General features: G+C 70.8%; 28 protein-coding genes and 1 tRNA gene. 16 read left to right on the top strand and 13 right to left on the bottom strand.

What is annotated here, in order from left to right:
• The first annotated feature begins 38 nt into the window (after positions 1–38).
• Positions 39–749 carry an ABC transporter substrate-binding protein gene (locus MMR14E_RS24225; protein ID WP_419539412.1) on the top strand — a complete coding sequence of 237 codons (711 nt, stop codon included), beginning with the start codon at positions 39–41 and terminating at the stop codon, positions 747–749.
• On the opposite strand, the gene hemW is transcribed toward MMR14E_RS24225, so the two are convergent.
• Genes hemW through rph form a run of 3 tightly spaced genes read right to left on the bottom strand, consistent with a single transcriptional unit; the run spans position 750 to position 3,303 of the window.
• Positions 750–1,925, bottom strand: coding sequence for a radical SAM family heme chaperone HemW (hemW, locus tag MMR14E_RS24220; protein ID WP_331317804.1), 1,176 nt, complete (start codon positions 1,923–1,925; stop codon positions 750–752).
• A 38-nt stretch (positions 1,926–1,963) separates the two neighbouring features.
• Complete coding sequence (gene rdgB, locus MMR14E_RS24215; protein ID WP_331317802.1) at positions 1,964–2,593, bottom strand: RdgB/HAM1 family non-canonical purine NTP pyrophosphatase; 630 nt, start codon at positions 2,591–2,593, stop codon at positions 1,964–1,966.
• Complete coding sequence (gene rph / locus MMR14E_RS24210; RefSeq protein ID WP_331317800.1) at positions 2,590–3,303, bottom strand: ribonuclease PH; 714 nt, start codon at positions 3,301–3,303, stop codon at positions 2,590–2,592. Before rph ends, rdgB begins: the two co-directional genes overlap by 4 nt.
• A 167-nt stretch (positions 3,304–3,470) precedes the next feature.
• Between rph and hrcA the strand changes: the two genes are divergently transcribed.
• Complete coding sequence (gene hrcA / locus MMR14E_RS24205; protein WP_020091867.1) at positions 3,471–4,526, top strand: heat-inducible transcriptional repressor HrcA; 1,056 nt, start codon at positions 3,471–3,473, stop codon at positions 4,524–4,526.
• A 54-nt stretch (positions 4,527–4,580) separates the two neighbouring features.
• On the opposite strand, the gene MMR14E_RS24200 is transcribed toward hrcA, so the two are convergent.
• Entirely contained in the window at positions 4,581–4,937 is a 357-nt protein-coding gene (locus tag MMR14E_RS24200) for a DUF1236 domain-containing protein (protein ID WP_331317798.1), read from the bottom strand.
• A 344-nt stretch (positions 4,938–5,281) separates the two neighbouring features.
• On the opposite strand from MMR14E_RS24200, the gene MMR14E_RS24195 reads away from it, so the two are divergent.
• The 3 genes from MMR14E_RS24195 to MMR14E_RS24185 all read left to right on the top strand — a co-directional run bounded on the left by MMR14E_RS24195 (position 5,282) and on the right by MMR14E_RS24185 (position 8,281).
• Positions 5,282–6,646 carry an MFS family transporter gene (locus MMR14E_RS24195; RefSeq protein ID WP_331317796.1) on the top strand — a complete coding sequence of 455 codons (1,365 nt, stop codon included), beginning with the start codon at positions 5,282–5,284 and terminating at the stop codon, positions 6,644–6,646.
• Between the two features lie 83 nt (positions 6,647–6,729).
• A complete protein-coding gene (locus MMR14E_RS24190) occupies positions 6,730–7,944 on the top strand; it encodes an alpha/beta hydrolase (protein ID WP_331317794.1) in 1,215 nt (404 codons plus the stop codon).
• A 55-nt stretch (positions 7,945–7,999) separates the two neighbouring features.
• Positions 8,000–8,281 carry a DUF2312 domain-containing protein gene (locus tag MMR14E_RS24185; protein WP_020091862.1) on the top strand — a complete coding sequence of 94 codons (282 nt, stop codon included), beginning with the start codon at positions 8,000–8,002 and terminating at the stop codon, positions 8,279–8,281.
• A 53-nt stretch (positions 8,282–8,334) separates the two neighbouring features.
• Here MMR14E_RS24185 and MMR14E_RS24180 read toward each other — a convergent pair whose 3' ends face one another.
• Positions 8,335–9,312, bottom strand: coding sequence for a phosphoribosylaminoimidazolesuccinocarboxamide synthase (locus MMR14E_RS24180; RefSeq protein ID WP_331317792.1), 978 nt, complete (start codon positions 9,310–9,312; stop codon positions 8,335–8,337).
• A gap of 212 nt (positions 9,313–9,524) precedes the next feature.
• Here MMR14E_RS24180 and MMR14E_RS24175 point away from each other — a divergent pair, with 212 nt between their 5' ends.
• Positions 9,525–10,277 carry a Crp/Fnr family transcriptional regulator gene (locus MMR14E_RS24175; RefSeq protein WP_331317791.1) on the top strand — a complete coding sequence of 251 codons (753 nt, stop codon included), beginning with the start codon at positions 9,525–9,527 and terminating at the stop codon, positions 10,275–10,277.
• An 80-nt stretch (positions 10,278–10,357) separates the two neighbouring features.
• Here MMR14E_RS24175 and MMR14E_RS24170 read toward each other — a convergent pair.
• The 3 genes from MMR14E_RS24170 to MMR14E_RS24160 form a co-directional block, all read right to left on the bottom strand.
• Positions 10,358–10,433 (bottom strand) — tRNA-Phe (locus MMR14E_RS24170).
• Positions 10,434–10,536: 103 nt separating this feature from the next.
• Positions 10,537–10,722, bottom strand: a complete 186-nt coding sequence (locus tag MMR14E_RS24165) for a DNA gyrase inhibitor YacG (RefSeq protein WP_331317790.1) — start codon at positions 10,720–10,722, stop codon at positions 10,537–10,539.
• Positions 10,719–11,372, bottom strand: a complete 654-nt coding sequence (locus tag MMR14E_RS24160) for a Maf-like protein (RefSeq protein ID WP_331317788.1) — start codon at positions 11,370–11,372, stop codon at positions 10,719–10,721. Before MMR14E_RS24160 ends, MMR14E_RS24165 begins: the two co-directional genes overlap by 4 nt.
• A gap of 378 nt (positions 11,373–11,750) precedes the next feature.
• Here MMR14E_RS24160 and MMR14E_RS24155 point away from each other — a divergent pair, with 378 nt between their 5' ends.
• The 10 genes from MMR14E_RS24155 to MMR14E_RS24110 all read left to right on the top strand — a co-directional run bounded on the left by MMR14E_RS24155 (position 11,751) and on the right by MMR14E_RS24110 (position 21,199).
• Positions 11,751–11,960, top strand: coding sequence for a hypothetical protein (locus tag MMR14E_RS24155; RefSeq protein WP_331317786.1), 210 nt, complete (start codon positions 11,751–11,753; stop codon positions 11,958–11,960).
• A gap of 173 nt (positions 11,961–12,133) precedes the next feature.
• The gene (locus MMR14E_RS24150) at positions 12,134–12,379 is read left to right on the top strand and encodes a hypothetical protein (protein ID WP_331317784.1); all 246 of its coding nucleotides are present in this window, start codon (positions 12,134–12,136) and stop codon (positions 12,377–12,379) included.
• A 235-nt stretch (positions 12,380–12,614) separates the two neighbouring features.
• A complete protein-coding gene (locus MMR14E_RS24145; RefSeq protein WP_331317782.1) occupies positions 12,615–13,823 on the top strand; it encodes a polyhydroxyalkanoate depolymerase in 1,209 nt (402 codons plus the stop codon).
• A gap of 136 nt (positions 13,824–13,959) precedes the next feature.
• Positions 13,960–16,590: a TIGR02302 family protein gene (locus tag MMR14E_RS24140; protein ID WP_331317779.1), complete on the top strand. Its 2,631-nt coding sequence runs from the start codon at positions 13,960–13,962 to the stop codon at positions 16,588–16,590.
• 68 nt (positions 16,591–16,658) lie between these two features.
• Positions 16,659–16,844 (top strand): twin transmembrane helix small protein, encoded by a 186-nt coding sequence (locus MMR14E_RS24135; protein ID WP_012319908.1) that lies wholly within the window; start codon positions 16,659–16,661, stop codon positions 16,842–16,844.
• Between the two features lie 137 nt (positions 16,845–16,981).
• Positions 16,982–17,611, top strand: coding sequence for an acyloxyacyl hydrolase (locus MMR14E_RS24130; protein WP_331317777.1), 630 nt, complete (start codon positions 16,982–16,984; stop codon positions 17,609–17,611).
• A gap of 13 nt (positions 17,612–17,624) precedes the next feature.
• Positions 17,625–18,197 carry a cob(I)yrinic acid a,c-diamide adenosyltransferase gene (locus MMR14E_RS24125; protein WP_331317775.1) on the top strand — a complete coding sequence of 191 codons (573 nt, stop codon included), beginning with the start codon at positions 17,625–17,627 and terminating at the stop codon, positions 18,195–18,197.
• 168 nt (positions 18,198–18,365) lie between these two features.
• Entirely contained in the window at positions 18,366–19,115 is a 750-nt protein-coding gene (locus MMR14E_RS24120; protein ID WP_056528346.1) for an electron transfer flavoprotein subunit beta/FixA family protein, read from the top strand.
• 65 nt (positions 19,116–19,180) lie between these two features.
• Complete coding sequence (locus tag MMR14E_RS24115; protein WP_331317773.1) at positions 19,181–20,134, top strand: electron transfer flavoprotein subunit alpha/FixB family protein; 954 nt, start codon at positions 19,181–19,183, stop codon at positions 20,132–20,134.
• A 183-nt stretch (positions 20,135–20,317) separates the two neighbouring features.
• Positions 20,318–21,199, top strand: coding sequence for a 3-hydroxybutyryl-CoA dehydrogenase (locus MMR14E_RS24110; protein ID WP_026604743.1), 882 nt, complete (start codon positions 20,318–20,320; stop codon positions 21,197–21,199).
• Positions 21,200–21,256: 57 nt separating this feature from the next.
• Here the strand turns inward: MMR14E_RS24110 and MMR14E_RS24105 are convergent, their stop codons facing one another.
• From MMR14E_RS24105 to MMR14E_RS24085, 5 genes are all read right to left on the bottom strand, one after another.
• Positions 21,257–21,559 (bottom strand): hypothetical protein, encoded by a 303-nt coding sequence (locus MMR14E_RS24105; protein WP_331317771.1) that lies wholly within the window; start codon positions 21,557–21,559, stop codon positions 21,257–21,259.
• A 115-nt stretch (positions 21,560–21,674) separates the two neighbouring features.
• Positions 21,675–22,688 (bottom strand): NAD(P)H-quinone oxidoreductase, encoded by a 1,014-nt coding sequence (locus tag MMR14E_RS24100; protein ID WP_331317769.1) that lies wholly within the window; start codon positions 22,686–22,688, stop codon positions 21,675–21,677.
• 123 nt (positions 22,689–22,811) lie between these two features.
• Complete coding sequence (locus MMR14E_RS24095) at positions 22,812–24,053, bottom strand: ABC transporter substrate-binding protein (RefSeq protein WP_331317768.1); 1,242 nt, start codon at positions 24,051–24,053, stop codon at positions 22,812–22,814.
• A 119-nt stretch (positions 24,054–24,172) separates the two neighbouring features.
• Positions 24,173–24,583 (bottom strand): DUF938 domain-containing protein, encoded by a 411-nt coding sequence (locus MMR14E_RS24090; RefSeq protein ID WP_419539439.1) that lies wholly within the window; start codon positions 24,581–24,583, stop codon positions 24,173–24,175.
• 195 nt (positions 24,584–24,778) lie between these two features.
• Entirely contained in the window at positions 24,779–24,922 is a 144-nt protein-coding gene (locus MMR14E_RS24085) for a DUF938 domain-containing protein (protein ID WP_419539409.1), read from the bottom strand.
• Positions 24,923–24,972 lie beyond the last annotated feature (50 nt).

Raw genomic sequence — 24,972 nt, 5'->3', positions numbered from 1 at the left:
CGGTCAGGCTGCAGAGCCTGCCCGAAGGAGTACGCGCCATGGCGCGCCCGACAAGCGCGCGGGACCGTCTCGTGCGTGTCACCGCCCAGACCGCCGCGCTCTGCGCGATCCTGCTCTCGCTCGGCGGTTGCGTCGGCAGCGACCTCGCGCGACGCGCGACCGGGCCGCAGGCCGAGCTGTCACCGCCGGCCGCGGTGCCGGATGCGCCGNTAGATCAGCCCGGCCCGGCGGTGGAGCGGCTGGCGCGGGTGATCGGCGGGCCCGGCGCCACCGCCGACGCGCTGTTCATCCCCGAGACCGCGGACGCGATGCCCGCCGTGGCGGCCGCGCTGACGAAGGCGGGCTTCTCGCCGGCCCGGGTGCGCCCCCTCGGCACCGCCCTCTGGAACGAGCCGTCGCTGTTCGCGCTGCCGGCCCTGCAGGGCGGCCGCTTCGCCGCGCCGGACCGCGTCGGCTTCTCGAACTTCAGCGCGCGCTACCAGGCCCGGTTCGGCGCCGTCCCGCCGCGGGTGGCCTCGCTCGCCTACGACGCGGTGCTGCTCGCCGCGGCCCTGTCGCGGCGCTACGGCTCGCAGCGCTTCGCCGAGACCACCCTGACCAACGGTCTGGGCTTCGCCGGCGTCGACGGGACGTTCCGGTTCCGGCCCGACGGTCAGAGCGAGCGGTCCCTCGCGGTCTACGAGATCCGCAACAACGCCGCGACGCCCGTCAGCCCGGCGCCCCGGGTCCTCGCGAAGCCCGCGATCTGATCAGGCGGCGAGCTCGGCGACCAGGGCGTTCAGCACCGGCGCGCCCCGCGCCGTGGCGGCGATGCGGCCGCCGGGCAGGCGCGCCAGCAGGCCATCGCCGATCAGCATGCCGATCCGGTTGCCGTTCAGCGGCCGGCCCTTGAGCGCCGCGTAGCGGTCGGGATCGATCCCCTCGCGCAGGCGCAGGCCCATCACCAGGAACTCGTCGGCCTGGTCGGCGGACGAGAGGCTCTCGGTCTCGACGATCCCGTGGCCCCCGGCCTCGACGCGGGCGAGCCATGCCTCGGGAGACCGCTCCGTGACGGTCCCGATCCGGCCGCCGGGCGTCACGAGCCGCCCGTGGGCGCCCGGACCGATCCCGGCATACTCGCCGTAGCGCCAGTAGAGCAGGTTGTGCCGCGATTCCGCGCCGGGCCGCGCGTGGTTCGAGATCTCGTAGGCCGGGAGGCCGGCCTTGGCGCAGAGATCCTGGGTGACGTCGTAGAGGGCGCGGCCGACCTCGTCGTCCGGCGTAACCAGCTTGCCGGCGGCGGCGAGCCCGTGGAACGGCGTCCCGGGCTCGATGGTCAACTGGTAGAGCGAGAGGTGCTCCGCGGCCCGCGCGAGCGCGTCGCTCAGCTCCGCCCGCCACAGGTCCGGCGTCTGCCCGGGCCGGGCGTAGATCAGGTCGAAGGAGGTCCGCGCGAAGGCGGACTGCGCCAGGGCGATGGCGTCCAGGGCCTGCGCCGTGTCGTGCAGGCGCCCGAGGGTCTTCAGCGCGGCGTCGTCGAGGGCCTGGATGCCGAGCGACACCCGGTTGACCCCGGCGGCACGGTAGCCGTGGAACCGGCCGGCCTCGACGCTCGACGGGTTGGCCTCGAGGGTGACTTCCGCGTCCGGCGCGACCGCCCAGTGGGCCGCGACCGCGTCGAGCAGGCCGGCCACGGTCGCGGGCCGCATCAGCGAGGGCGTGCCCCCGCCGAGGAAGATGCTGGTCACGGTCCGGCCCGGCGTGCGGGCGGCGCTGTGGGCGATCTCGGCTCGGAAAGCCGCCAGGAAGCGCGGCTCGTCCACGCCCGCACGGCGGACGTGGCTGTTGAAGTCGCAGTACGGGCACTTCGCGGCGCAGAAGGGCCAGTGCAGGTAGATCCCGAAGCCCGCGTCGCGGGTCGGATGGTCCGGGCCGGTCGATGACATTATGGCGGGCATGTGAGCGCCCGCGCGCCGTTTGGCAATCAGGCGCCGGGCGCGAGGCAGGCGCGGCTCAGCTCGACGAAGGCCCGCGCCCGGTGCGACAGGCCCCGCCCCTTCTGCCAGTCGACCCCGTGCTTCTCCTCGGCGCTCATCTCGCCGAAGGTGCGTTCGTGGCCGTCGGGCCGGAAGATCGGATCGTAGCCGAAGCCCGCGGAGCCTTTCGCGGCGACGAGGTCGCCGAACACCCGCCCCTCGAACAGCTCGGTGTGCCCGTCCGGCCAAGCCAGCACGAGGGCGGACACGAAGTGCGCCCGGCGCTCGGCGGCGCCGCGCCGGTCGAGTTCGGCGAAGATCCGCGCCATCGCGCCGGTGAAGTCCTTGGCCGGCCCGGCCCAGCGGGCCGAGAAGATGCCCGGCGCGCCGTCGAGGGCGTCGACGCACAGGCCGGAATCGTCCGCGAAGGCCGGCAGCCCGGTCGCGTCGGCCGCCGCCCGCGCCTTGATCGCCGCGTTCTCGGCGAACATCGTGCCGGTCTCGTCGGGCTCGGGCAGGCCGAGCTCGCCCGCCGACACCGCCTCGATCCCGAAGGGCGCGAGCAGGTCGCGCATCTCGGCGAGCTTGCCGGCATTGTGCGTGGCGATCACCACCTTGCCGGTGAGACGGCGGCTCACGCGATGGCCTCCTTCTGCAGGGCGACCAGCCGCTCGGTGCCGGCGCGGGCGAGGCCGAGGAGTTCGATGAGCTGCTCCTGCGTGAAGGGCTCCATCTCGGCGGTGCCCTGCACCTCGACGATGCCGCCCCGCCCGGTGAGCACGAAGTTGGCGTCGGTCTCGGCCGCCGAATCCTCGGCGTAGTCGAGGTCGAGGACCGGCAAGCCCTTGTACAGGCCGCACGAGACGGCGGCGACGTGGTCGCGCAGCGGGTCGACGGAGATGATCGAGCGGGTCCGCATCCAGGCGAAGCAATCGTGCAGCGCCACCCAGGCGCCCGTGATCGCGGCGGTGCGGGTGCCGCCGTCGGCCTGGATCACGTCGCAATCGATCGTGATCTGGCGCTCGCCCATGGCCGGGAGGTTGGTGACGGCGCGCAGCGACCGGCCGATCAGCCGCTGGATCTCCTGGGTCCGCCCCGACGGCTTCCCGGAACCGACCTCGCGGCGGGTGCGTTCGTGCGTCGCACGCGGCAGCATGGCGTACTCGGCCGTGACCCAGCCCTTGCCGGAACCGCGCAGCCAAGGGGGGGCGCGCTCTTCCAGCGAGGCGGTGCAGAGCACCCGGGTGTTGCCGAAGCTGACGAGGCAGGAGCCCTCGGCGTAGCGCGAGACCGCGCGCTCCAGGCTCACGGGCCGCAACTCGTCGGCGGCACGCTTGGAAGGCCGCATCGCGGGCCCCTTCTGTCGAGAGTGTCGAGGGCCGGGCTCTTAGGCCGCTGCGCCACCGCGGGCAAGCATCGCCGTACGGATTGATCCGCGCGGGACGGTTGGACATGATCGGACCACAGGATGACCCCGTGACAAACCCCAGTCCCAACTTCTCGAACGGCCAAGCGATGCAGGCGCTCGCCGCCCTCAACGAGCGTGCCCGGGAGATCTTCCGGCAGATCGTCGAGAGCTACCTCACGACCGGCGAGCCGGTCGGCTCACGGAATCTCGCGCGCATCCTCCCGATGGCGCTGTCGCCGGCCTCGATCCGCAACGTCATGGCGGATCTGGAGCATTCCGGCCTGATCTTCGCGCCGCACACGTCCGCCGGCCGCCTGCCCACCGAACTCGGCCTGCGCTTCTTCGTGGACGCGATGCTCGAACTCGGCGACGTCAGCCAGGACGAGCAGGCGCGCATCGAGGCGCAGATGCGCGCCGCCGCCTCGGGCCACACCTTCGACTCGGCCCTGGCCGAGGCGTCGACCATGCTGTCGGGCGTCTCCCGGGGCGCCGGGGTCGTCCTGACTACCAAGGCCAACGTCAACCTGAAGCACATCGAGTTCGTGCGCCTCGATCCGGCGCGCGCCCTCGTCATCCTCGTCTCGGATGACGGCTCCGTGGAGAACCGCCTCGTGGACCTGCCGGCGGGCCTGCCGGCGGGCGCGCTCCAGGAGGCGACCAACTTCCTGAACGCGCGGCTGCAGGGCCGCACCCTGGGCACGCTGCGCGCCGAGATCGAGGCCGGCCGCAAGGCGATGAAGCGGGAACTCGACGCGATCACCGAGCGCCTCGTCGATGCCGGGCTGGCCACCCCGGTCGGCCCGACGGAGGCGCGCCAGCTGATCGTGCGCGGTCAGGCCAACCTGCTCGACGACCTGCGCGCAGTCGAGGACCTCGAACGCATCCGCCTGCTGTTCAACGACCTGGAGACCCAGAAGGACGTGATCGATCTCCTGTCCCGCGCCGAGGGCGGCGAGGGCGTGCGGATCTTCATCGGGTCGGAGAACAAGCTGTTCTCGCTGTCGGGGTCCTCGCTGATCGCGGCGCCGTTCCGCGACGGCTCGCAGAAGATCGTGGGTGTCGTCGGGGTGATCGGTCCGACCCGGCTCAACTACGCGCGGATCGTGCCGATGGTCGATTACACGGCGCGCGTGGTGTCGAAGCTCCTGGACGGCGGACGCTAGAGCGCGCCGGGCAGAGGATCCGCCCGGCGCGCCGACCTTGTCGGGACGGCCCGCTCAGGCCGGGATCACGTCCACGATCTCGTAGGTGTCGGGATCGATGATCACGATGTCGTCGCGCACCAGGATGAAGTCGTAGCCCTCGTATTCCGGCACCAGCTCGATGATCGCCGGCGGGAGCCGGTGCAGGCTGACCGAGCGCGGGATCGCCGTGCCCACCGCGAGACCGAAGGCCACGTCCCGGAGCGGCGAGACGCCCAGACGCGTGATCGAGCTGCGGAACTCGGTCCGCTGGCGGGTGTCGAGGCGGCCGACTGCCCCGCGGACGGCACCGCGGTCGCGGGCGCCGGCACGGCCACCCCGCTCGCCGGCCGGACCGCGACCGCCGCGCTCGGGGACCGCCGGCGCCGCCACCACCGGGTCCGGCGCCTCCGCCGCCCGGTCCGCCCTGCGCGAACGCCGTTGCCGCTCCGGCCACGACGATGGCCGCCGCGACCGTGTCTCTCAGAATCCGCTTCATGGCTTCTCCTCCAGCCGTCGTCGGCGCGCCGCCGACGCCCACGCCGGCCCGCAACGGGGCCTCGGGGTGAACCGTTCCCGCCCGCGGCACTGTGCACTCGCGGCCGATGACACCCGCCCGCGCTGTCCTCGGCTAAGTCGGATCACGGTCTTGCGATCGGGCGCGTCACCTGTAACGTCGCGCCGCACCAAGAAGAGACCGGTTGCGGCCGGCATCGAGATTGATACACGGAGACGCCATGTCCGCCTCTCGAGACGATACGATCGGTATCGCACCGAGCGCCCTCGACGATGCCGCGGACCGGAAGCGCCGGATCTGGGCGATCGTCGGATCGTCCTCGGGCAATCTCGTCGAGTGGTACGACTTCTACTGCTACGCGTTCTTCGCGCTCTACTTCGCGCCGGCCTTCTTCCCGAAGGGCGATTCCACCAGCCAGCTCCTGCAGACCGCCGGCATCTTCGCGGTGGGCTTCTTCATGCGGCCGATCGGCGGCTGGCTGTTCGGGCGCATCGCCGACCGGGTCGGCCGCCGGACCTCGATGGTCATCTCGGTGCTGATGATGTGCTTCGGCTCGCTGCTGATCGGCATCCTGCCGACCTACGAGCATGTCGGCACGCTGGCCCCCGTGCTCCTGCTCCTCGCCCGCATGCTCCAGGGCCTGTCCGTCGGCGGCGAGTACGGCACCTCGGCGACCTACATGAGCGAGGTGGCGATCAAGGGGAAGCGCGGCTTCTTCGCGTCGTTCCAGTACGTGACGCTGATCGGCGGCCAGCTCCTCGCCTCGCTGGTCCTGGTGCTGCTGCAGACGGTGATGACCGGTCCGGAACTCACCGCCTGGGGCTGGCGCATCCCGTTCTTCATCGGCGCCGCGCTGGCGGTCGTCGCGCTCTATCTCCGGCGCTCGCTGGCCGAGACGAAGGGCAGCAGCGACAAGGAATCCGCCGGCACATTCTCGGCGCTGGCCAAGCACTGGCGGGCGTTCCTGGTGGTCGTCGCCTACACGGCCGGCGGCTCGCTGAGCTTCTACACCTTCACGACGTACATGCAGAAGTACCTGGTCAACACCGCCGGCATGCCGAAGACCTCGGCGTCGCAGACGATGACGGTGGTGCTGTTCGTCTACATGATCATCCAGCCGATCTTCGGCGCGCTCTCCGACAAGATCGGCCGCAAGGCCAACATGCTGCTCTACAGCGGCCTCGGCACGCTCATGGTGGTGCCGCTCATGACGGCGCTCGGCACCAACAAGGACCCCTACCTCGCCTTCGCGCTGATCACCCTCGGGCTCGCGGTGGTGTCGTTCTACACGGGCATCAGCGGCATCGTGAAAGCGGAGCTGTTCCCCACCAACGTCCGCGCCCTCGGTGTCGGCCTGTCCTACGCGGTCGCCAACGCCACCTTCGGCGGCACCGCCGAGTTCGTCGCCCTGTGGTTCAAGGACAACGGCATGGAGAGCACGTTCTTCTGGTACGTGACCGTCCTGATGGCGATCGCCTTCGTGGCCTCGCTGATCATGCCGAACCCCAAGGTCCACGGCTATCTCGACGGCGCCGGCACCGTCGAGGAGGCGCTGGGGAAGAAGCCGCGCCTCGCCCACGCCTGATCGACCCGCCCGGCTGGACCGGGCGGGACTTTCACGCTGATATGACGCCCGCCGGGCGCGCCAGACGCCCGCGGGAGGACGCCATGTTCAGGAACGCCGCCAGGGCGCTGGCCCTGCTCTGTCTCGCGACCGCATCGCCGTCCGGGGCGGCCGAACCGTCTCCCGCCGACGCGCCGTTCAGGCCGACGCAGCCCGCGGGCTACCTCTTCGTCGGCGGTCGTTACGCCACCGCCGCCGGCAAGACGACGGCGTCCGGCCAGATGTTCGTCGAGTACCGCGTTCCGGAGCGGGTGACGCAGCCCTACCCGATCGTCCTGGTGCACGGCACCGCGCAGACCGGGACCAACTTCCTCGGCACGCCCGACGGGCGCCCGGGCTGGGCCGACCGCTTCGCCGCGCAGGGCTTCGCGGTCTACGTCGTCGACCAGGTCGGTCGCGGCCGCTCGGGCGGCGACCCGGACACCTACGGTCCCTACGCCCGCCTGCCCGTCGAGGATCTGGAGACGGTGTTCACCGGGCAGGAGCGCTCCGCGCTCTACCCGCAGGCGAAGCTCCACACGCAGTGGCCGGGCGGACCGGGGATCCGCGGCAACGCCGCCTTCGACCAGTTCTACCTCTCACAGGTGCCCTACATCGCGAGCGCCCTGAGGAGCGAGGAGCTGGTCGACCCCGCGCTGATCGCCCTGCTGGAGAAGATCGGCCCCGCGATCCTCCTGACGCACTCGCAGGCGGGCGTCTTCGGCTGGGCGGTCTCCGACCAGCGGCCCGACCTCGTGAAGGCGCACGTCGCCGTCGAGCCGAACGGGCCGACCTTCTACGACATCCGCTTCAAGGGCGGCGCCGACTGGTACGAGCGCGTCGGCGAGGCCCGGGCGCGGCCCTACGGCATCACCCGGGTGCCGCTGCACTTCGAGCCGCCGGTGAGCGGCCCGGCCGACCTGACGGTCGTGCAGGCCGAGACAGCCGCCGCGCCCGACAGGATCCGCTGCTGGCTCCAGGCCGAGCCCGCGCGCCGCTTGCCGAACCTCGCCCAAGTGCCGGCGGTGATCGTGACCGCCGAGGCCTCGTTCCGGGCCACCATGGACGATTGCACGGCGGCCTTCCTGGCCCAGGCGGGCGCGAAGCCGGATCGGCTGGCGCTCGCCGAGCACGGCATCCGCGGCAACGGCCACATGATGATGCTGGAATCGAACAGCGATGCCGTGGCGGACGCGATCGTCGGCTGGATCCGGGGCCGGGTCCAGGGCCAAGTCCAGGGGCAAGTCCAGGGCCAAGTCGGGGCGCCGGCCCGGCCTTAACCCGCCGCTTACCGTGTCGCGGCGAGGGTGCCCCCGTCATCCGACGAGGGACTGCATGACCGACATGACGGACACCGTGGGCGTCGCGGGCGACCGCATCCGCTCGATCATCGAGCGCGTGGAACGGCTGGAGGAGGAGATCAAGGACCTGATGGAGGCCAAGAAGGAGGTCTTCGCCGAAGCCAAGGGCGAGGGTCTCGACGTCAAGGTGCTCAAGGAGATCCTGAAGATCCGCAAGCAGGACAAGGACGAGCGCGACGAGCAGGAGACGCTCCTCGACGTCTACCTGCGCGCCATGGACGCGCCGTCGCCGGCGCCGATCGCCGCGGCGGCGTGATCCGCTCGACCGGGTGCGGCGCCGGGCGCCGCACCTCTCCGCCGTGACGATGCCTAGGCCGCGAGATAGGCGGCGATGTTGCGCCGGATCCGCTCCAGGGGCTCCTCCGCCGGGTCGGGCAGGACGAACCGCGCGCCGGTGATCGTCTCGTAGGCGCGGATGTAGACCGCGGCGGTCTCGAGCACGACCTCGGCGGGGATCTCCGGGATCGGGTCCTCGTAGGGGTCGCAGCGGGCCACGACCCAGTTGCGTACGAAGTCCTTGTCGAAGCTCTCCGGGGCCGATCCCGCGGCGAAGCGCTCGGGATAGCTCTGCGCGAACCAGTACCGGCTGCTGTCCGGCGTGTGAATCTCGTCGGCGAGGACGATCCGGCCCTCGGGATCGGTGCCGAACTCGTACTTCGTGTCGGCCAGGATGAGGCCGCGCTCCGCCGCCAGAGCGGCCCCGCGCGCGAACAGTGCCAGGGCCGCCTCCGACACGGTCCGCCACTGCGCCCGCGTCAGCAGCCCGCGCTCGAGGATCTCCGCCTCGGTGAGCGGCTCGTCGTGGCCGCCGTCGAACGCCTTGGTGGTCGGCGTGATGATCGCCTCCGGCAGGCGCTGGTTCGGCCGCATCCCGTCGGGGAAGTGGTGGCCGTACATGTTCCGCTCGCCCGCACGGTAGCGCGTCAGGATCGAGGTCGACGTGGTGCCCGCGAGGTAGCCGCGCACCACCACCTCCACGGGCAGGATCTCCAGGCGCCGGCCGACCACCACGTTGGGATCGGGATAGGCGATGACGTGGTTGGGGCAGAGGTCGGCGGTCTTCTCGAACCAGTAGCGGGCGGTCTGGGTGAGGACCTGGCCCTTGAACGGGATCGCCGCGAGCGCCCGGTCGAAGGCGCTGATCCGGTCCGAGGTGATCAGGATCCGCCGGCCGTCGGGGAGGTCGTAATTGTCCCGGACCTTGCCGCGGTAGTGGCAGGGCAGCTCGGGCAGGGTCGCGTCGCGCAGGACCTGATGCGCGTGCGGGGCGAGATCTGCCGTGTTCATCGGGCTTTCCGTCAGGCTGAACGGCGACCGCGCCGCCGGACTTCTGTGCGCGGACGGGCCGGGAAATTCCAGTCCCGGCCTGCGGAAGGGCGCGCGGCGTCCGGATCCGCCCTGGTCGGACCCGGCCGGAACCCTACACTTGGGTGGGGATCAACGACGGTGGACGACCGGCCGCGCGGCGCCGAACGCTTCTGCCGGACGGCCGAGGCGCGATGATCGAGACACCCCAACCGTTGGGCAGAGACCCGTTCCTGCGCCGGATCGAGACCGTGGCCCTGTTCCGGCTGACCGAGGCGGAGCGCGCCGCGCTCGTGGCGCTCCCGATGCAGGTCGCCCCGTTCGAGGCCAACCAGGACATCATCCGGGAAGGCGACCGCCCGTCCCGGAGTTTCGCGATGCTCAGCGGCATCGCCTGCACCTACAAGTCGACGCGCGCGGGCAAGCGGCAGGTGATGAGCTACCACGTCCCCGGGGACGTGCCGGATTTCCAGAGCTTGTTCCTGGAGGTGCTCGACATCAACATCGCGACGGTGAGCCCCTGCCGCCTCGGCTTCGTCCAGCACGACGCGGTCCGGGCGATGCTGCGGGCGCACCCGCGCCTCAGCGAGGTGTTCTGGCGCGCGACGCTGATCGACGCCGCCCTGGTCCGGGAGTGGATGCTCAACACCGGCCGCCGGGAAGCGTATGCCCGGATGGCTCACCTGTTCTGTGAGCTGGTGACCCGCCTCGGCGCCGTCGGGCTGGCACCGGATCGGACCTGCGACCTGCCGATGACGCAGCCCGAACTCGCCGACGCCCTCGGGATCACGTCGATCCACGTCAACCGGACGATTCGCGAACTCAAGTCCGCCGGCCTGATCACGCTGCAGGGTCGCCGCCTCACGGTCCACGACTGGGCCGGGCTGCGGGAAGCGGCGGAATTCGATCCGACCTACCTGCACCTGCGCGACGCGGAGACGCGCTGAGGAAGCCCATGGATCGTCGATATTGGGTGGGTCTCAGTCGCCGGCTCGAAGATCCGCGGATCCGGCGCTCAGCGAGAAGATGGTGCCCAGGGACGGAGTCGAACCGCCGACACTGCGATTTTCAGTCGCATGCTCTACCAACTGAGCTACCTGGGCGTCGTCCGCGCCGGTGTCGGCCTCGGACGTCGCGGGGTATAGTGAGTGCTTCGCGGCCTGTCCAGCCTCGCGTGACGCCGACGTGACCGGAAGGCCGAAAATTTCAGCGCTCCGGATCGGGCGGGGGCGGCGGCGCGTCGGGATCCAGTTCCTCGGGGATCGCGTAGCGCTCGTTGAGCCAGCGCCCGAGATCGACGTCGGCGCAGCGCTGGCAGCAGAACGGCCGGAATTCCGGCGTGGACGGTTGCCGGCAGATCGGACACGGCGGCGTCCGGCGTTCGCGGATCATGCGAGTGCGCCCCACCCGGCCCGGATCGGATACCCCTCCCCGTCGAGAAGGCTCAGAGTCTCGTAGAGCGGCAGGCCGACGACGCCGCTGTACGAGCCGACCAGTTTCACCACGAAGGCCCCGGCCAGCCCCTGGATCGCGTAGCCACCGGCTTTGCCGCGCCACTCGCCCGAGGCCACGTAGCCCTGGATGTCGCGGCCCGAGAGCCGCTTGAACCGGACGCGGCTCTCGACGATCCGCTCGCGGCGCCCGCGGGGCGAGAGCACGCAGACCGCCGTGTAGACCCGGTGCTGCCGCCCCGAGAGCAGGCGCAGGCAGTCCGCGGCCTCGTCGGGGATCTCGGCCTTCGGCAGCACGCGCCGCCCCACCGCGACCACCGTGTCGGCCGACAGGAGCCAGGTGGGGGTCGCGGTGTCCTCCAGGTGCAGCGCCGCCTCGGCGGTGGCGAGCTTCGTCCGCGCGAGGCGGCGCGCCAGCTCGCGCGGCGGTTCGGCCTTGCGCGGCGTCTCGTCGATCTCGGCCGGCAGGAGAGCCGCCGGCTCGATGCCGATCTGCTGGAGCAGCGCCAAGCGGCGGGGCGACGCGGAGGCGAGCACGAGCCGCGCTGTCGGACCCTGCGTCGCGCCGATCGCTTCAGGTTTGGCGTCCATGGTGTCCCGTTCGCACACTCGACCGGAGCCGCGCGACCGGAGCCGTGCGCGCCCTGCGCGGCGGCACCTCGTCGGCCGGGACAGGCTCGATGCGCCTGCCTGATAAGCGAAGGGTCCCGCCTTGTGAACTCGGGCGGGACGGGCCGCCGGCGCGAATCCGCGGCGTCTCGAGCGCGCGGTCCCGCACCGACCGCGGCGCCCGACACCAGCATTCGGCAGCTTCGCGGACGGTCCAGAGCGGCCAGCTCGCAGCGGGACCGAAATCACAGGCCGGGTGCGGGCTATGCGAAAGACCTGCTCAAGTCCTCGACGGTCATCGTAACCCGCCGTTAACCACGATCGACCGAGGATGGCGCCCTTCGAATAGGATCGTCATCGATGCTGAACGCTGATCCGCTCGTGCAGCGCCCGAAGCTCGTCAACGCCGCCCTGCTCGCCCGCGCCCTCGACGGGCTACGGCCGCAGGTCGCCTCGCCGGTCGAGATCTGGCAGCGGCTCACCGAACAGTACGTCGTCGATCTCGACGCCGTCGCGGCACTCCTTCCGGCGGACGAACCGGAGACGCACTGGCTCGCCGCCCGCGACTGAGCGTGGCCCGCACCGCGCCCGTGCCGAGCGGCGCGCCGGCCCGGGCCAGGCTGGCACGTGACGTGCTTTGAGAGTTCAAGAGACCGGAGGAAGCGCACAGGCAACGACAACGCGGTGGCTCGCACGCCGGAGCACCCCGCGGACCTTTCGATCACTCGAAGCCGAGGTCCGTCATGTCGGAATTGCTCTCCGTTGCCCTCGTCTGTGCCGGCACGCTGCTGGCTCAGGACTGCTCCCGCGACACTGCCCTCGACGTCATTATCGCGCCGGCGCACACGCCGATGGAATGCCTCATGCACGCTCAGACGATGGCCGCCCAGGCCGGGTTGCCGGGGGGCAGCGACCGGTACCTCAAGGTCGCCTGCGAGCATCGCCGGAGCGAGGCCGAACCGCGTCCCGTGATCCGCCGCGCCTCGTGAGGCCGGGTGCGCGCCGGGCGATTCGGCGCAGACCAGCGTGGCCGGCGGATCGTCTGGTGCATCAAAGTCACGTCACGAGAATTCTTGTTCGCATCCACCTATCGGACAGTTGCCGCCCCCGGGAACGGGACCCATCCTGCACGGCCACGCTGATGCAACCCTCACTTCGGCATCCGCCAACGTTGCCGCCCCGATGGCCCGCGTGCCGGGCAGGGCTCAAGCGAGTGCCTGCCCGATGCTGTACGACGCGTTCGACCTGCAGACCGACATGGCCGCTCAGACCCGGGCGTGGGGCCGGCTGCTGAACGACATCTGGTCGCCGTGGATCGGGTGGGGCGAGCCGGCGACATGGATGTCCGCCGGCGCCCGGATGATGATGCGCGCCGGCCTGACCTTCGCGCGGCCGCCCTACGGCATCGAGTCGGTGAATGTCGGCAACCGGAGCGTCCCGGTCTCCGAGGAGGCGGTCGAGGTCACGCCCTTCGCGACGCTGCTCCACTTCAAGAAGGACATCCACACCGAGCAGCCCAAGGTGCTGATGGTGGCGCCGATGTCGGGCCACTTCGCCACGCTGCTCCGCGCCACCGTGCGCACCATGCTGCCCGACCACGACGTCTACATCACCGACTGGCACAACGCCCGGGACGTGCCGCTCTCCGACGGGACGTTCGGCTTCGACGACTACGTCAGCCACCTCATCCAGTTCCTGCGGACGATGGGCGAAGGCGCCCACATGGTGGCGGTCTGCCAGCCCGCCGTGCAGGCCCTCGTGGCCGCGGCCGCGATGGCGCAGGCGAAGGATCCCGCCGCCCCGCGCAGCATGACCCTGATGGCCGGTCCGGTCGATTGCCGGATCAATCCGACCGGCGTGAACGAGCTCGCGACCTCGAAGCCGATCGAGTGGTTCGAGAAGAACCTGATCGCGACGGTGCCGGCGCGTCACAAGGGCGCCGGCCGCAAGGTCTACCCGGGCTTCGTGCAGGTCTCGGCCTTCATGGCGATGAACGCCAAGCGCCACATCCAGGGCCACGCCGACCTGTTCTGGCACATGGCCAACGGCGAGCACGACAAGGCCGAGGCGATCGAGACCTTCTACGACGAGTACTTCGCCGTGCTCGACCTCGCGGCCGATTTCTACTTGGAGACGGTCAAGACCGTGTTCCAGGACCACGCCCTGGCCCGGAACGCGGTGTCGTATCGGGGCGAACCGATCGACCTGCGCGCGATCCGCCGCACGGCGCTGATGACGGTCGAGGGCGAGCGGGACGACATCTGCGCCGTCGGCCAGACCATGGCGGCCCACGACCTGTGCTCGGACCTCGCTCCGTACATGCGGACCCATCATCTCCAGGCCGGCGTCGGCCATTACGGCGTCTTCGCCGGCCGGCGCTGGGAGTCGCAGATCTACCCGCAGGTGCGGAACTTCATCCAGGCGCACAACTGACCGCGCCCCGGTCGGCTCGGCGTCGCGCCGATTTGACCCGCCGACCTGCGCGGCCCACCATGCTAGGCACGTGTGACGGGGCCCGCCGGGCGCGGCTCCGTGGGCCACTCCTTCGGCGTGAGGCGGAACGGTCGGCGTGATCGGCAGGAACGGCACCGAGAGCAAGACCAGCGCCGACGCGGCGTCGACGCGGCTCGACCGGCTGGTCGCGCAGGCGCGGGCGGCCTCCCTGTGGGAGCAGGCGTGGCCGGTGCTCTGGCGCGGCATCGGCGTCGGTCTGCTCTTCCTTGTCGTCTCCTGGGCAGGCGTGTGGCTCGACCTCACGCCGCTCTGGCGCCAGATCGGCCTCGGTGCCCTCGCCATCCTGCTGGTCGCCGCGCTCCTGCCGCTGATCCACATCGCCCGGCCGGACCGGCGCGTGGCCCTGGCGCGGCTCGACCGGGACGCGGCGTCCCGCGATCCGAGGCTGCGGCACGGGCCGGCGTCGGCGGCCCAGGACNAGGACAGCCTCGCCGTGGGCGCCGCCGATCCGGGGAGCCGGCTGCTGTGGGACCTCCACCAGCGCCGCGCCGCGCAGGCGATCTCGGCCCTGCGGGTCGGCCTGCCGCGGCCGGGCATGACTCGCCACGACCCCTTCGCGCTGCGCGCCGGCCTGATGGTCGCGGCGGTGGCCAGCCTGTTCGTGGCCGGACCGGAGTGGCGCCAGCGGATCGGCGCCGCCTTCGACTGGCAGGAGCCGGCGGCACCCGGCCCGAATTTCCGCGTGGACGGCTGGATCGACCCGCCGCTCTACACGCGGCTTCCGCCGCTGCTGATCGCGATGGACGGGAGCGACCAGCACCTGCGCGCGCCGGTGAACGCCCAGCTGATCGTGCGGATCGCCGGCCAGGGCAAGGCCGCGTCCGAGACGACCCTCACGCCCAATGCCGGCCTGGTGCCGGTCCCGGGCCAGGAGGCGCGCCCCGACCTGCGCGAGGAGCGCTACCGCATCGTCGGCGGCGCCGCGCTGACGATCGTGACCCCCGCGGGCAAGCAGCGCCTGACCGTCGACGCGATCCCCGACCGGCCGCCGGAAGTGACCGCCGTGGGCGGTCCCGAGGTGAACGGCCGCGGCACCTTCAACCTGACCTACCGGGCGAAGGACGATTACGGGATCAGCGCGGCCGAGGCGGTGATCGAACCGCTGAAATCCGCCCGGACGCTGGTCCCGGTGCCGCAGATCAACCTCGCGCTCCCCGGCGACGCGAGCGGCGATACCGACACCAAGACCCTCGTGGACCTCACGGACAGCCCCTGGTCCGGCGCGAAGGTCCGCTACCACATCGTCGTCAAGGACGAGGCGGGCCAGGAAGGGCGCACGCCCGACACCGAGATCGTCCTGCCGGCGCGGCCGTTCCGGGAGCCGCTGGCGCGGGCGCTCGCCGAGCAGCGCCGCCGGCTCGTCACGGCGCCCGATACGGATCGCCGCTGGGTCCAGGGGGCCCTGGACGCGCTGCTGGTCGCGCCCGACACGTTCACGCCGCAGCCCGCGATCTTCCTCGGCCTGCGGACCGCGACCGAACGCCTGCGCCGCGCGCGGACGGATTCGGACCTCGTCGCGGTGGCCGACCTCCTGTGGGAGATGGCTCTCAAGATCGAGGACGGCGACCTCTCGGACGCCGAGAAGCAGCTCCGCCAGGCGCAGGACCGGCTGAAGGAGGCGATCGAGCGCAACGCGCCCGACGACGAGATCAAGCGCCTGACGCAGGACCTGAAGCAGGCGCTGGACAAGTTCCTGTCCGAGATGGCGCAGAAGCAGGGCCGCGAGCCCCGCGAGCAGAGCGAGCGCGGCCAGACCAACGGGCAGACCAAGACCGTCACCCCGGAGGATCTCGACAAGATGATCCAGGACATGGCGGAGGCTATGAAGCGCGGCGACACCGCCGAGGCGCAGCGTCTGATGCAGCAGTTGCGCAACATCCTGGAGAATCTCCAGACCGCCGAGCGCGGCGGCCGCTCCGACCAGGCGTCCCGCGAGATGCAGAAGCAGATGCGCGACCTCGACGCCATGTCGCGCGAGCAGCAGGGCCTGCGCGACGAGACCTTCAAGGACGGCGAGGAGCAGCGCGGCGGCCAGCGCCCGCAGAACCGCGGTCAGCCGCAGCAGGGGCAGCGCGGGCAGCAGGGTCAGGGTCAGCAGGGCCAGCGCCAGCAGGGTCAGAAGGGTCAGCAGGGGCAGGGCCAGCAGGGTCAGCAAGGCCAGGGGCAGCAGGGCGAGGGCCAGCAGGGCGGCGTCGGCGAGCGCCAGCAGGCGCTCCGGCAGCGGCTGGAGGACCTTCAGAAGCGCATGAAGGAGAACGGCATGCGCGGCGAGCAGGGTCTCTCCGACGCCGAGGACGCCATGCGCGAGGCCGAGAACAACCTGAAGGACGGCGATTCGGACGGGGCCGTCGACGCGCAGGGCCGCGCCCTCGACGGCCTCAAGCGCGGCGCCGACGGCATGGCCCAGCAGATGCAGGAGATGGCCGAGGGCCAGGGCGAGGGTCAGCAGGAGGGGGGCCAGCTGCCTGGCCAGCAGGGGCAGGCCGGGGCGCGCGACGACGATCCCCTCGGGCGCCCGACTCGCGGCCGCGACATGAGCGACGGGCGCGTCCGCGTTCCCACGGCCGACGAATCCGCGGTCCAGCGCGCCCGGCGCATCATGGAGGAGCTGCGGCGCAAGCTCGGAGACCCGAGCCGCCCCCGCGAGGAACTCGACTATTTCGAGCGCCTGCTCCGCCGCAACTGAGCGCCCGACACCTCTAACGACGCGCGAAGCCGCATCGCGGCGCGCGCCCCAGCCGGATCCCCGACCGCATGTCGTCCAACACCCTCGTCCTGATCGCCTGCCTCGCCGTCGCCGCGGTCCTGGTGCTGGGCCTCGCCAACATGATGCGCGGCGGCAGCGTCAACCTCTCGCAGAAGCTGATGCGCCTGCGGGTGCTCCTGCAGTTCGTGGCGATCGTGATCATCATGGGCGTGGTCTGGTGGCGCTCGGCCTGAGGACGCCCAGGGGTGTGACCGCGCCGCCGCACCCGAACACCTTTCGATTGGGTGAAGGATGAATTGCCCGCCGCGCCCGGCGGGGCTCTGCTACGCTCGGTAGAAGCAAATCGCTGCGCCTAACCGGCCGAGCCCGCATGACTGCCCCTTCCCGCCTCTGTCTGTTCGGCCTTCTGACCGGGGGGGCGATCCTGCCGGCCGCGGCCGCGGATCTCGCGCCGCCGCCGCCCGCGGCCTACGCGGCCCCGGTCCAGCCGCTCAGCATCGTGTCGGAGATCCGGATCGGCGGCTCGGTCCAGGATCCCGGAAGCGCCGAGGGCAAGCTCCCCGGCTTCAGCAAGGCGAACGTCAACGGCGAGATCCTGTTCGCCAAACCGCGGATCAGCGACGATCCGTTCTGGCAGGCCTTCGTGCCGCGCCCGACCGTCGGCGGCAGCTACAACACCGGCGGCCGGACCAGCTACGCCTATCTCGGTGCCACCTGGACCCTCGAGGTCTTCCCCGAGACCTTCAACCGCCGCGTCTTCCTCGACGGTTTCTTCGGCGGCGTGGCCCATAACGGCTGGACCGGCCCGAAGGCCGAAACGCCCTACGGCTTCAACACCCTCGGCTGCTCGCCGATGTTCCGCGAGGCGGCCGCCCTGGGCTTCCGCCTGACGGAGCACTGGAGCATCATGGCCACGATCGAGCACATGTCGAATGCTGGGCTCTGCGCCAACAACCGCGGTCTGACCAATTTCGGCGGCAAGGTCGGCTACACGTTCTGAGGCACACCACCCCGTGGTCAAGCTCAACCGCATCTACACGAGGACCGGCGACAAGGGGACGACCGCGCTGGCGGACGGGCAGCGGCGCTCGAAGGCGGACCTGCGGGTCGAGACCTACGGCACCGTCGACGAGACCAACGCCTGCATCGGCATGGCGCGCCTGCACACGCAGGGGCCGCTCGATCAGATGCTCGGGGCCATCCAGAACGACCTGTTCGACCTCGGCGCCGACCTCGCGACGCCGCCGACCCCGGAACCCCTCCCCTACGAGCCGCTGCGCATCGTGGCGAGCCAGGTCGACCGGTTGGAGCGCGACATCGACGCATTGAACGCCGCGATCCCGGCGCTGAAATCCTTCGTCCTGCCCGGCGGCTCGCCGGCTGCCGCGGCCCTGCACCTCGCCCGGACCGTCTGCCGGCGCGCCGAGCGGCTCGCGGTGAGTCTCGCGGCGCGGGAGGACGAGACGGTCTCGCCGGAGGCGCTGCGCTACCTCAACCGCCTGTCGGACTTCCTGTTCGTTGCGAGCCGGGCGGCGAACGCCGACGGGGCCGACGACGTGCTCTGGGTGCCCGGCGCCAATCGCTGAGCCGGCATCGCGGTTTTCGCGGGGCCGCCACGGCGCCGCGTTGACAAGGCGGAAATGTGGCCGTTACGGTCCGGCGCCTTGCGTGCCCCCCGCCACGCTGCGCCTCTGGCGCCCGTGGGAGTGGCCTGCACGACGACAAGAATCCTCCGGGGAAGGATCGTGACCGCCATGAAGGTGCTGGTGCCCGTCAAGCGGGTGGTGGACTACAACGTCAAGATTCGCGTGAAGGCCGACGGCTCCGGCGTCGAGCTCGCCAACGTCAAGATGTCCATGAACCCCTTCGACGAGATCGCCGTCGAGGAAGCGATCCGCCTGAAGGAGAAGGGCAAGGTCACCGAGATCGTGGCCGTGTCGATCGGCCCGCAGCAGGCGCAGGAGACGCTGCGCACGGCGCTCGCCATGGGCGCCGACCGCGCGATCCTGGTGAAGACCGACGTCAACTGCGAGCCGCTGGCCGTCGCGAAGCTCCTGAAGGCCGTCGTCGAGAAGGAGAGCCCGGAGCTCGTCATCCTCGGCAAGCAGGCGATCGACGACGACTCGAACCAGACCGGCCAAATGCTCGCCGCCCTGCTCGGCTGGCCTCAGGGCACCTTCGCGTACAAGATCGAGCCCGGCGAGGGCAGCCTCGACGTCACCCGCGAGGTCGACGGCGGCCTGCAGACGGTGAGCCTCAAGCTGCCGGCCATCGTGACGACGGACCTGCGCCTCAACGAGCCGCGCTACGCGTCGCTGCCCAACATCATGAAGGCCAAGAAGAAGCCCCTGGAGGAGCTGGCACCCGACGCGCTGGGTGTCGACGTGACCCCGCGGCTCACGGTGCTGAAGACTGCCGAACCGCCGGGCCGATCGGCCGGCGTGAAGGTCGCCTCCGCGGCCGAGCTCGTCCAGAAGCTCAAGGTCGAAGCCGGCGTCATCTGAACCGAGGCGGGGCTCCCGGACGACGGTCGAGCCCCGCGCCACCACCCTCGAGGGCACCCCAGACCATGACGACACTCCTCTTCGTCGAGCACGGCAACGGCCAGATCAAGGACGGTACCCTGAAGGCGCTCGCCGCCGCCAAGGAGATCGGCGCGCCGATCCACGCCCTCGTGCTGGGCACGGGATCGAAGGCCGTGGCCGAGGCCGCGGGCAGGCTCGACGGCGTCGAGAAGGTCCTGAACGCCGAGGACGGCGTCTACGACCACGACCTCGCCGAGCCGGTCTCGGCGCTCATCGCCGCCGTCGCCGAGCCCTACGACACGATCATCGCCTCGGCCTCGACCACGGGCAAGAATGTGCTGCCGCGCGTGGCCGCCCTTCTCGACGTCGCGCAGGTCTCCGACATCATCAAGGTCGTCTCGCCCGACACGTTCGAGCGGCCGATCTACGCCGGTAACGCCATCCAGACCGTTCAGGCGCCCGCCGGCAAGAAGGTGATCACGGTGCGCACGGCGGCCTTCAAGGCGGCCGAAGAGGGCGGTGGCGCTGCGCCGGTGGAGGCCGTGTCCGCGGCCGCACCCGCGGCGGGCGGCTCGAGCTTCAAGGGTGAGGAGATCGCCAAGTCCGACCGGCCCGAGCTGGCCTCGGCGCGGATCATCGTGTCCGGCGGCCGCTCGCTCGGCTCCTCGGACAAGTTCCACGAACTGATCGAGCCGCTGGCCGACTCGCTCGGCGCCGCCGTCGGCGCGTCCCGCGCCGCCGTGGATGCGGGCTACGCGCCGAACGACTGGCAGGTGGGGCAGACCGGCAAGGTCGTGGCGCCGGACCTCTACGTCGCGGTGGGGATCTCGGGCGCGATCCAGCACCTCGCCGGCATGAAGGACTCGAAGGTCATCGTCGCCATCAACAAGGATGAGGACGCGCCGATCTTCCAGGTGGCCGATTACGGACTGGTCGGCGACCTGTTCCAGGTCGTGCCCGAGCTGCAATCCGAGATCGGTAAGGCCAAGGGCCAGTAACGGCACCGGATCTGGCAACCCGCGAGCATTGTCGCAGAACGCGGCTTCACGGGTTCCTTCCGGATCGAGGATTGGTCTAGAAGGCAGCAGCGGCGAGACTTCGCGCGGTGCCGTCGCGTCCGCGCCGTCCAGAGAGCTGGGCGGCAGCGCTACGGCATCCGCCTTGGGGGCACAGGTCGGCACATGCATATGGAGATCAAGCGGGTCGGCATCGTCGGCGCGGGCCAGATGGGCAGCGGCATCGCGCAGGTCTGCGCCACCGCCGGCTTCGAGGTCCTGCTGAACGACCGCGATCCCGCCCGGCTCGAGAACGGGTTGTCCGTCATCGAGGGCAGTCTCGCCCGCCTCGTCTCGAAGGGCACGCTCACCGAGGGCGACAGCGGCGAGGCCCGCTCGCGGATCGTCCCCGCCCGCGATTTCGCCGCCCTCGGCCCGTGCGACCTGGTCATCGAGGCGGCGACCGAGAACGAGGCGACGAAGCGCGAGATCTTCACCACGCTGTGCGGTTCGCTGCGGCCGGAGACCCTGGTGGCGACCAACACGTCGTCGATCTCGATCACCCGGCTGGCGGCGGCGACCGACCGGCCGGAGAAGTTCATCGGCATCCACTTCATGAACCCGGTGCCGGTGATGCAGCTCGTCGAGCTGATCCGCGGCATCGCCACCGAGGACACGACCTACGAGTCGGCCAAGGCGTTCATCGCGAAGCTCGGCAAGACGTCGACGATGTCGGAGGATTTCCCGGCCTTCATCGTCAACCGGATCCTCCTGCCGATGATCAACGAGGCGATCTACACGCTCTACGAGGGTGTCGGATCGGTCGAGTCGATCGACACCGCCATGAAGCTCGGAGCGAACCACCCGATGGGGCCGCTGCAGCTCGCGGACTTCATCGGCCTCGATACCTGCCTGTCGGTCATGCAGGTGCTCTACGAGGGCCTCGCGGATTCCAAGTACCGGCCCTGCCCGCTGCTGGTGAAATACGTCGAGGCCGGCTGGCTCGGCCGCAAGGCGAAGCGCGGCTTCTACGATTACCGCGGTCCCACGCCGATCCCGACCCGCTGAGACCGCGGGGCCCGGGACGGCCGGACGCCGTCCCGCGCGTCCCGGGCTCGATCGCTCCTACTTCGGCGCGCCGTTCGCGCCCGGCTGGGCCGGCTGCGGGTAGGACGGGTTGCCGCCCGGAACGGCGGCGCTGTTCGACGGCGACGAGCCGCCGGACTGGCCGTTGACCGAGCCCGTCACCTCCTTGCGCGAGGCGTCCTGGCTCTGGCTGGCGTAGTCCTTCGGCGCGTTGGCGCCGTTCCAGGTGAGCAGGCCCACGGTGGCGATCGCCAGCAGGACGAGGCTCGCCACCAGCACCCAGAGCACGGGCTTGCCGCGCTCGCCCTGACGGCTCTCGTTCGGGTTCAGTCTCTCAACCATGTGCAAAACCTTCCTCGGCGGGACGCCACACGCCGGAACGGGCGCTGTGCGACACGATCTCGTTACCGGCGGCCAACGCGGGGCCGCCGAGGCAGGTTCCTGGGCGGGGCCGGGGCTAGTGCCCGGTCGTCAGCAGGATCTTGCCGAGATGGGCGCTCGATTCCATCAGCTCGTGCGCCTCCCGCGCCCGCTCCAGCGGGAACGTGGCGTGGGTGACGGACCGGATCCGCCCGGCGTCGAGCTCGGGCCAGATGTCCCGGCGCAGGCCGTCGGCGATCGCGGCCTTGTCGGCCTTGCCGCGCGGGCGCAGGGTCGATCCGGTGAAGGTCAGGCGATTGCGCATGATCGGCGTGATGTTCAGCCCGTCGACCTTGTAGCCGCCCATCAGGGCGATCATCACGAGCCGCCCGTCGGGCGCCAGCGACTTCAGGTTCCGGGCGAGGTAGCTCGCGCCGATCATGTCGAGGATGACGTCGACGCCGCGCCCGTCGGTGAGGCGCTTCACCTCCTCGGCGAAGTCGGCCTGCTTGTAGTCGATCGCGGCGTCCGCCCCGAGCTCCTCGCAGAACCGGCACTTCTCGGCGGAGCCCGCCGTCGCGAAGACCCGGGCGCCGACATGCTTGGCGATCTGGATCGCCGTGGCGCCGATGCCGCTCGACCCGCCATGGACGAGGAAGCTCTCGCCGCGCGCGAGGCGGCCGCGCTGGACCACGTTGGAGTAGACCGTGAAGAAGGTCTCCGGCAGGCCGCCGGCGTCGACCAGCGAGACGGCCTTCGGGCGCGGCAGGCAGTGGGCCGCCTCGGCCACGGCGTACTCGGCGTAGCCTCCGCTGATCACCAGGGCGCAGACCTCGTCACCGACCGACAGGTTGTCGACCCCGCTGCCGAGCGCGACCACGCGGCCGGCGACTTCGAGGCCCGGGATGTCGGTGGCGCCGGGCGGCGGCGGGTAGACCCCGGACCGCTGCGCCACGTCGGGCCGGTTCACGCCGGCGGCCACCACCGCGATCAGGACCTGGCCGGGCCCCGGGCTCGGCACGGGGGCAGTCTCCAGGCTGATCACCTCCGGTCCACCGGAGCCCGCGTAGCGGATCTGGCGCATGGTTCCGGGCAGGTCGGTGGTGGCCATCAGCGATTGTCCTCCGCGCGCAGGTCGTCTCGGCCGCGCTCACGGGGGCGCGGTCCGGCTCTACTTGCGGCAACGGGCGCGCTTGGCAAGCTGCGTGCGCCCGCTGCCGGTCCGTAGGTCCGCCTAGCGGGCCGCCGCCTTCACGGCGGCCGGAAGCACGATCGCGCCCTGCGCGAGGCTCTTCGGCCAGACGGCGACCTGCTTGCCGTCCTGCCACTGCGCCATCAGGCCGGTGACGAAGCCGGGGCCGTACTTGATCGAGTGGGTGAACGGGTCGTCCTTGCCGTAGAACTGCGTGCGACCGACGGTGCCGACCCAGTCGGTCTTCTCCAGCGCGTCGACGAGCTTGTCGGCCTCCGTGGAGCCGGCCCGCTTCACCGCGTCGGCGGTGTAGTAGACCTGATCGTAGGCCATGTATCCGGCGTAGGACGGGTCGCTGCCGAAGCGCTTCTTGAACGCGGCGCTGAAGGCGAGCGACTTGTCGGTGATCGCCGCGCCCGGCACCGCGATGCTCTGGAAAATCACGCCCTGCGTGGCGCCGTTGGTGTTCGACCAGAAGGTCGAGGAGGTCGCCTGCGAGTTCATGCCGGTCATGGCGAGCGGCACCTGCTGGTTCTGCCACTGCACCGTCGGCTGCACACCGACATGCGAGATGCCGGTGACGATCAGGTCGGGCTTGGCCGCCTCGATCTTGTTGTAGATCGGCGTGAAGTCGCCCGTGTCCGGCGAGAAGCGGATGTGGTCGACGACCTTCACGCCGATCTCGGGCAGGCACTTCTCGTAGCCGACGTCGAGCGGCCGGGTCCAGGCCGCGTCCTCGCTCATGATCGCGGCGGTCTTCACCTTCATCAGGTCAATCAGCATGTCCTTGGTGGAATCGCAGATCGACTGGGCGAGGGCCGCCGAGGTCAGGTAGCCGTGGAAGGTGTACTTGTTGCGCGCGTAGTCCTTGTGCACGGCGAGGCTGATCTCGTTCGAGGCCGCGCCGGGCGTGATCATCGGCGTCTTCAGCCGGGCCGCCCAGGGCATCAGCGCCAGCACCACCTCCGAGATGTAGCTGGCGATGACGAGGTTGACCTTGTCCTCGCTGACCGCCCGCTGGAAGGCGCGGACCGCGTCGGAGGCGGAGGACTTGTCGTCGTAGGTGACGACCTGGATCTGCCGTCCGTCGATCCCGCCCTTGGCGTTGATCTCGTCGGCGGCGAGCTGCACCGCCTGCGGGATCGAGGCTCCGACCACGGACTGCGCCTCGGCGATCACCCCGATCCGGATCGGATCGGCGGCCCGCGCCTGGGTCGATCCCAACAATCCGGCCACTGCGAGCAGGGCCAGGGCCCGGCTCGAAACGCTGCGTTCCATCGGCATGGGCTTCCTCCTGCGGCCCGTGCGGCTTTTGCCGCCGCATCGGGACCAGAGACGGAGTGTGCATCACGCGGCGGTCTGAATACAGTGTGCAGATACGGAAAACCGTGACAGACGGCCGCTCAGCTGTCCGAACGTCTGAAGATCACGCTCAGATTGTTGGCCGGCATGGTCACGCGCCGGACCATGGTCAGCCCGTGCCGGCCCGCTTCCGCGGCGACGGCGTCGCGGTCCCGCACACCCCAGGCCGGATTCCGGGCGCGCAGGGAGGCATCGAAGGCTGCGTTGCTCTCCGCGAAGGGCCGGTCGGCCTCGCGGAACGGGCCGTACAGGAACAGGACACCTCCCGCGCCCAGGACGCGGCCGGCGCCGGCCATCAGCCCCTCCGTGGCTTCCCAGGGCGCGATGTGGATCATGTTGATGCACACGATCGCGTCGATCCGCGCGTCGACCCGCGCGACGGGCCAGGCGGCGGACGCGGCGTCGAGCGCGAGCGGCGGCCGAAGGTTGGCGAGGCCCGCGCGGAGNAATATGTGGCTTTAACGGGAAAACCGTAAGGTAAAAATTCACGCTTATCTGCACATCCCCAAGACAGCGGGGACATCTCTGAATAGATTTCTATCCAATAGGCTCGGATCGCAATTTCACGAACTCGATCCTCATCAGTTTATTTTTATGAATAAATTAATATCAAATTTTTCGGCCATAACCGGCCATATACCCGCCTGCTACCTCGATATCGAGGATGCGATCTCCAGGACGGTGCCGCGGGCGGGCAGGACCTCGCGGAGGACGGCCAGGATCGCGTCGCGGTTCCGCGCGACGGCCGGCGCCGTCAAGGCGTCGTTCACGTCGACTTCCCAGCCGAGCATGGATCCCCTCCATCGGTCTGCGCACTCGGTCGGCGGGATGACGGCCGGCC

Source organism: Methylobacterium mesophilicum, assembly GCF_036441335.1.
Taxonomy (GTDB): domain Bacteria; phylum Pseudomonadota; class Alphaproteobacteria; order Rhizobiales; family Beijerinckiaceae; genus Methylobacterium; species Methylobacterium mesophilicum_B.
This window is presented reverse-complemented; position numbering and strand designations above follow the sequence as displayed.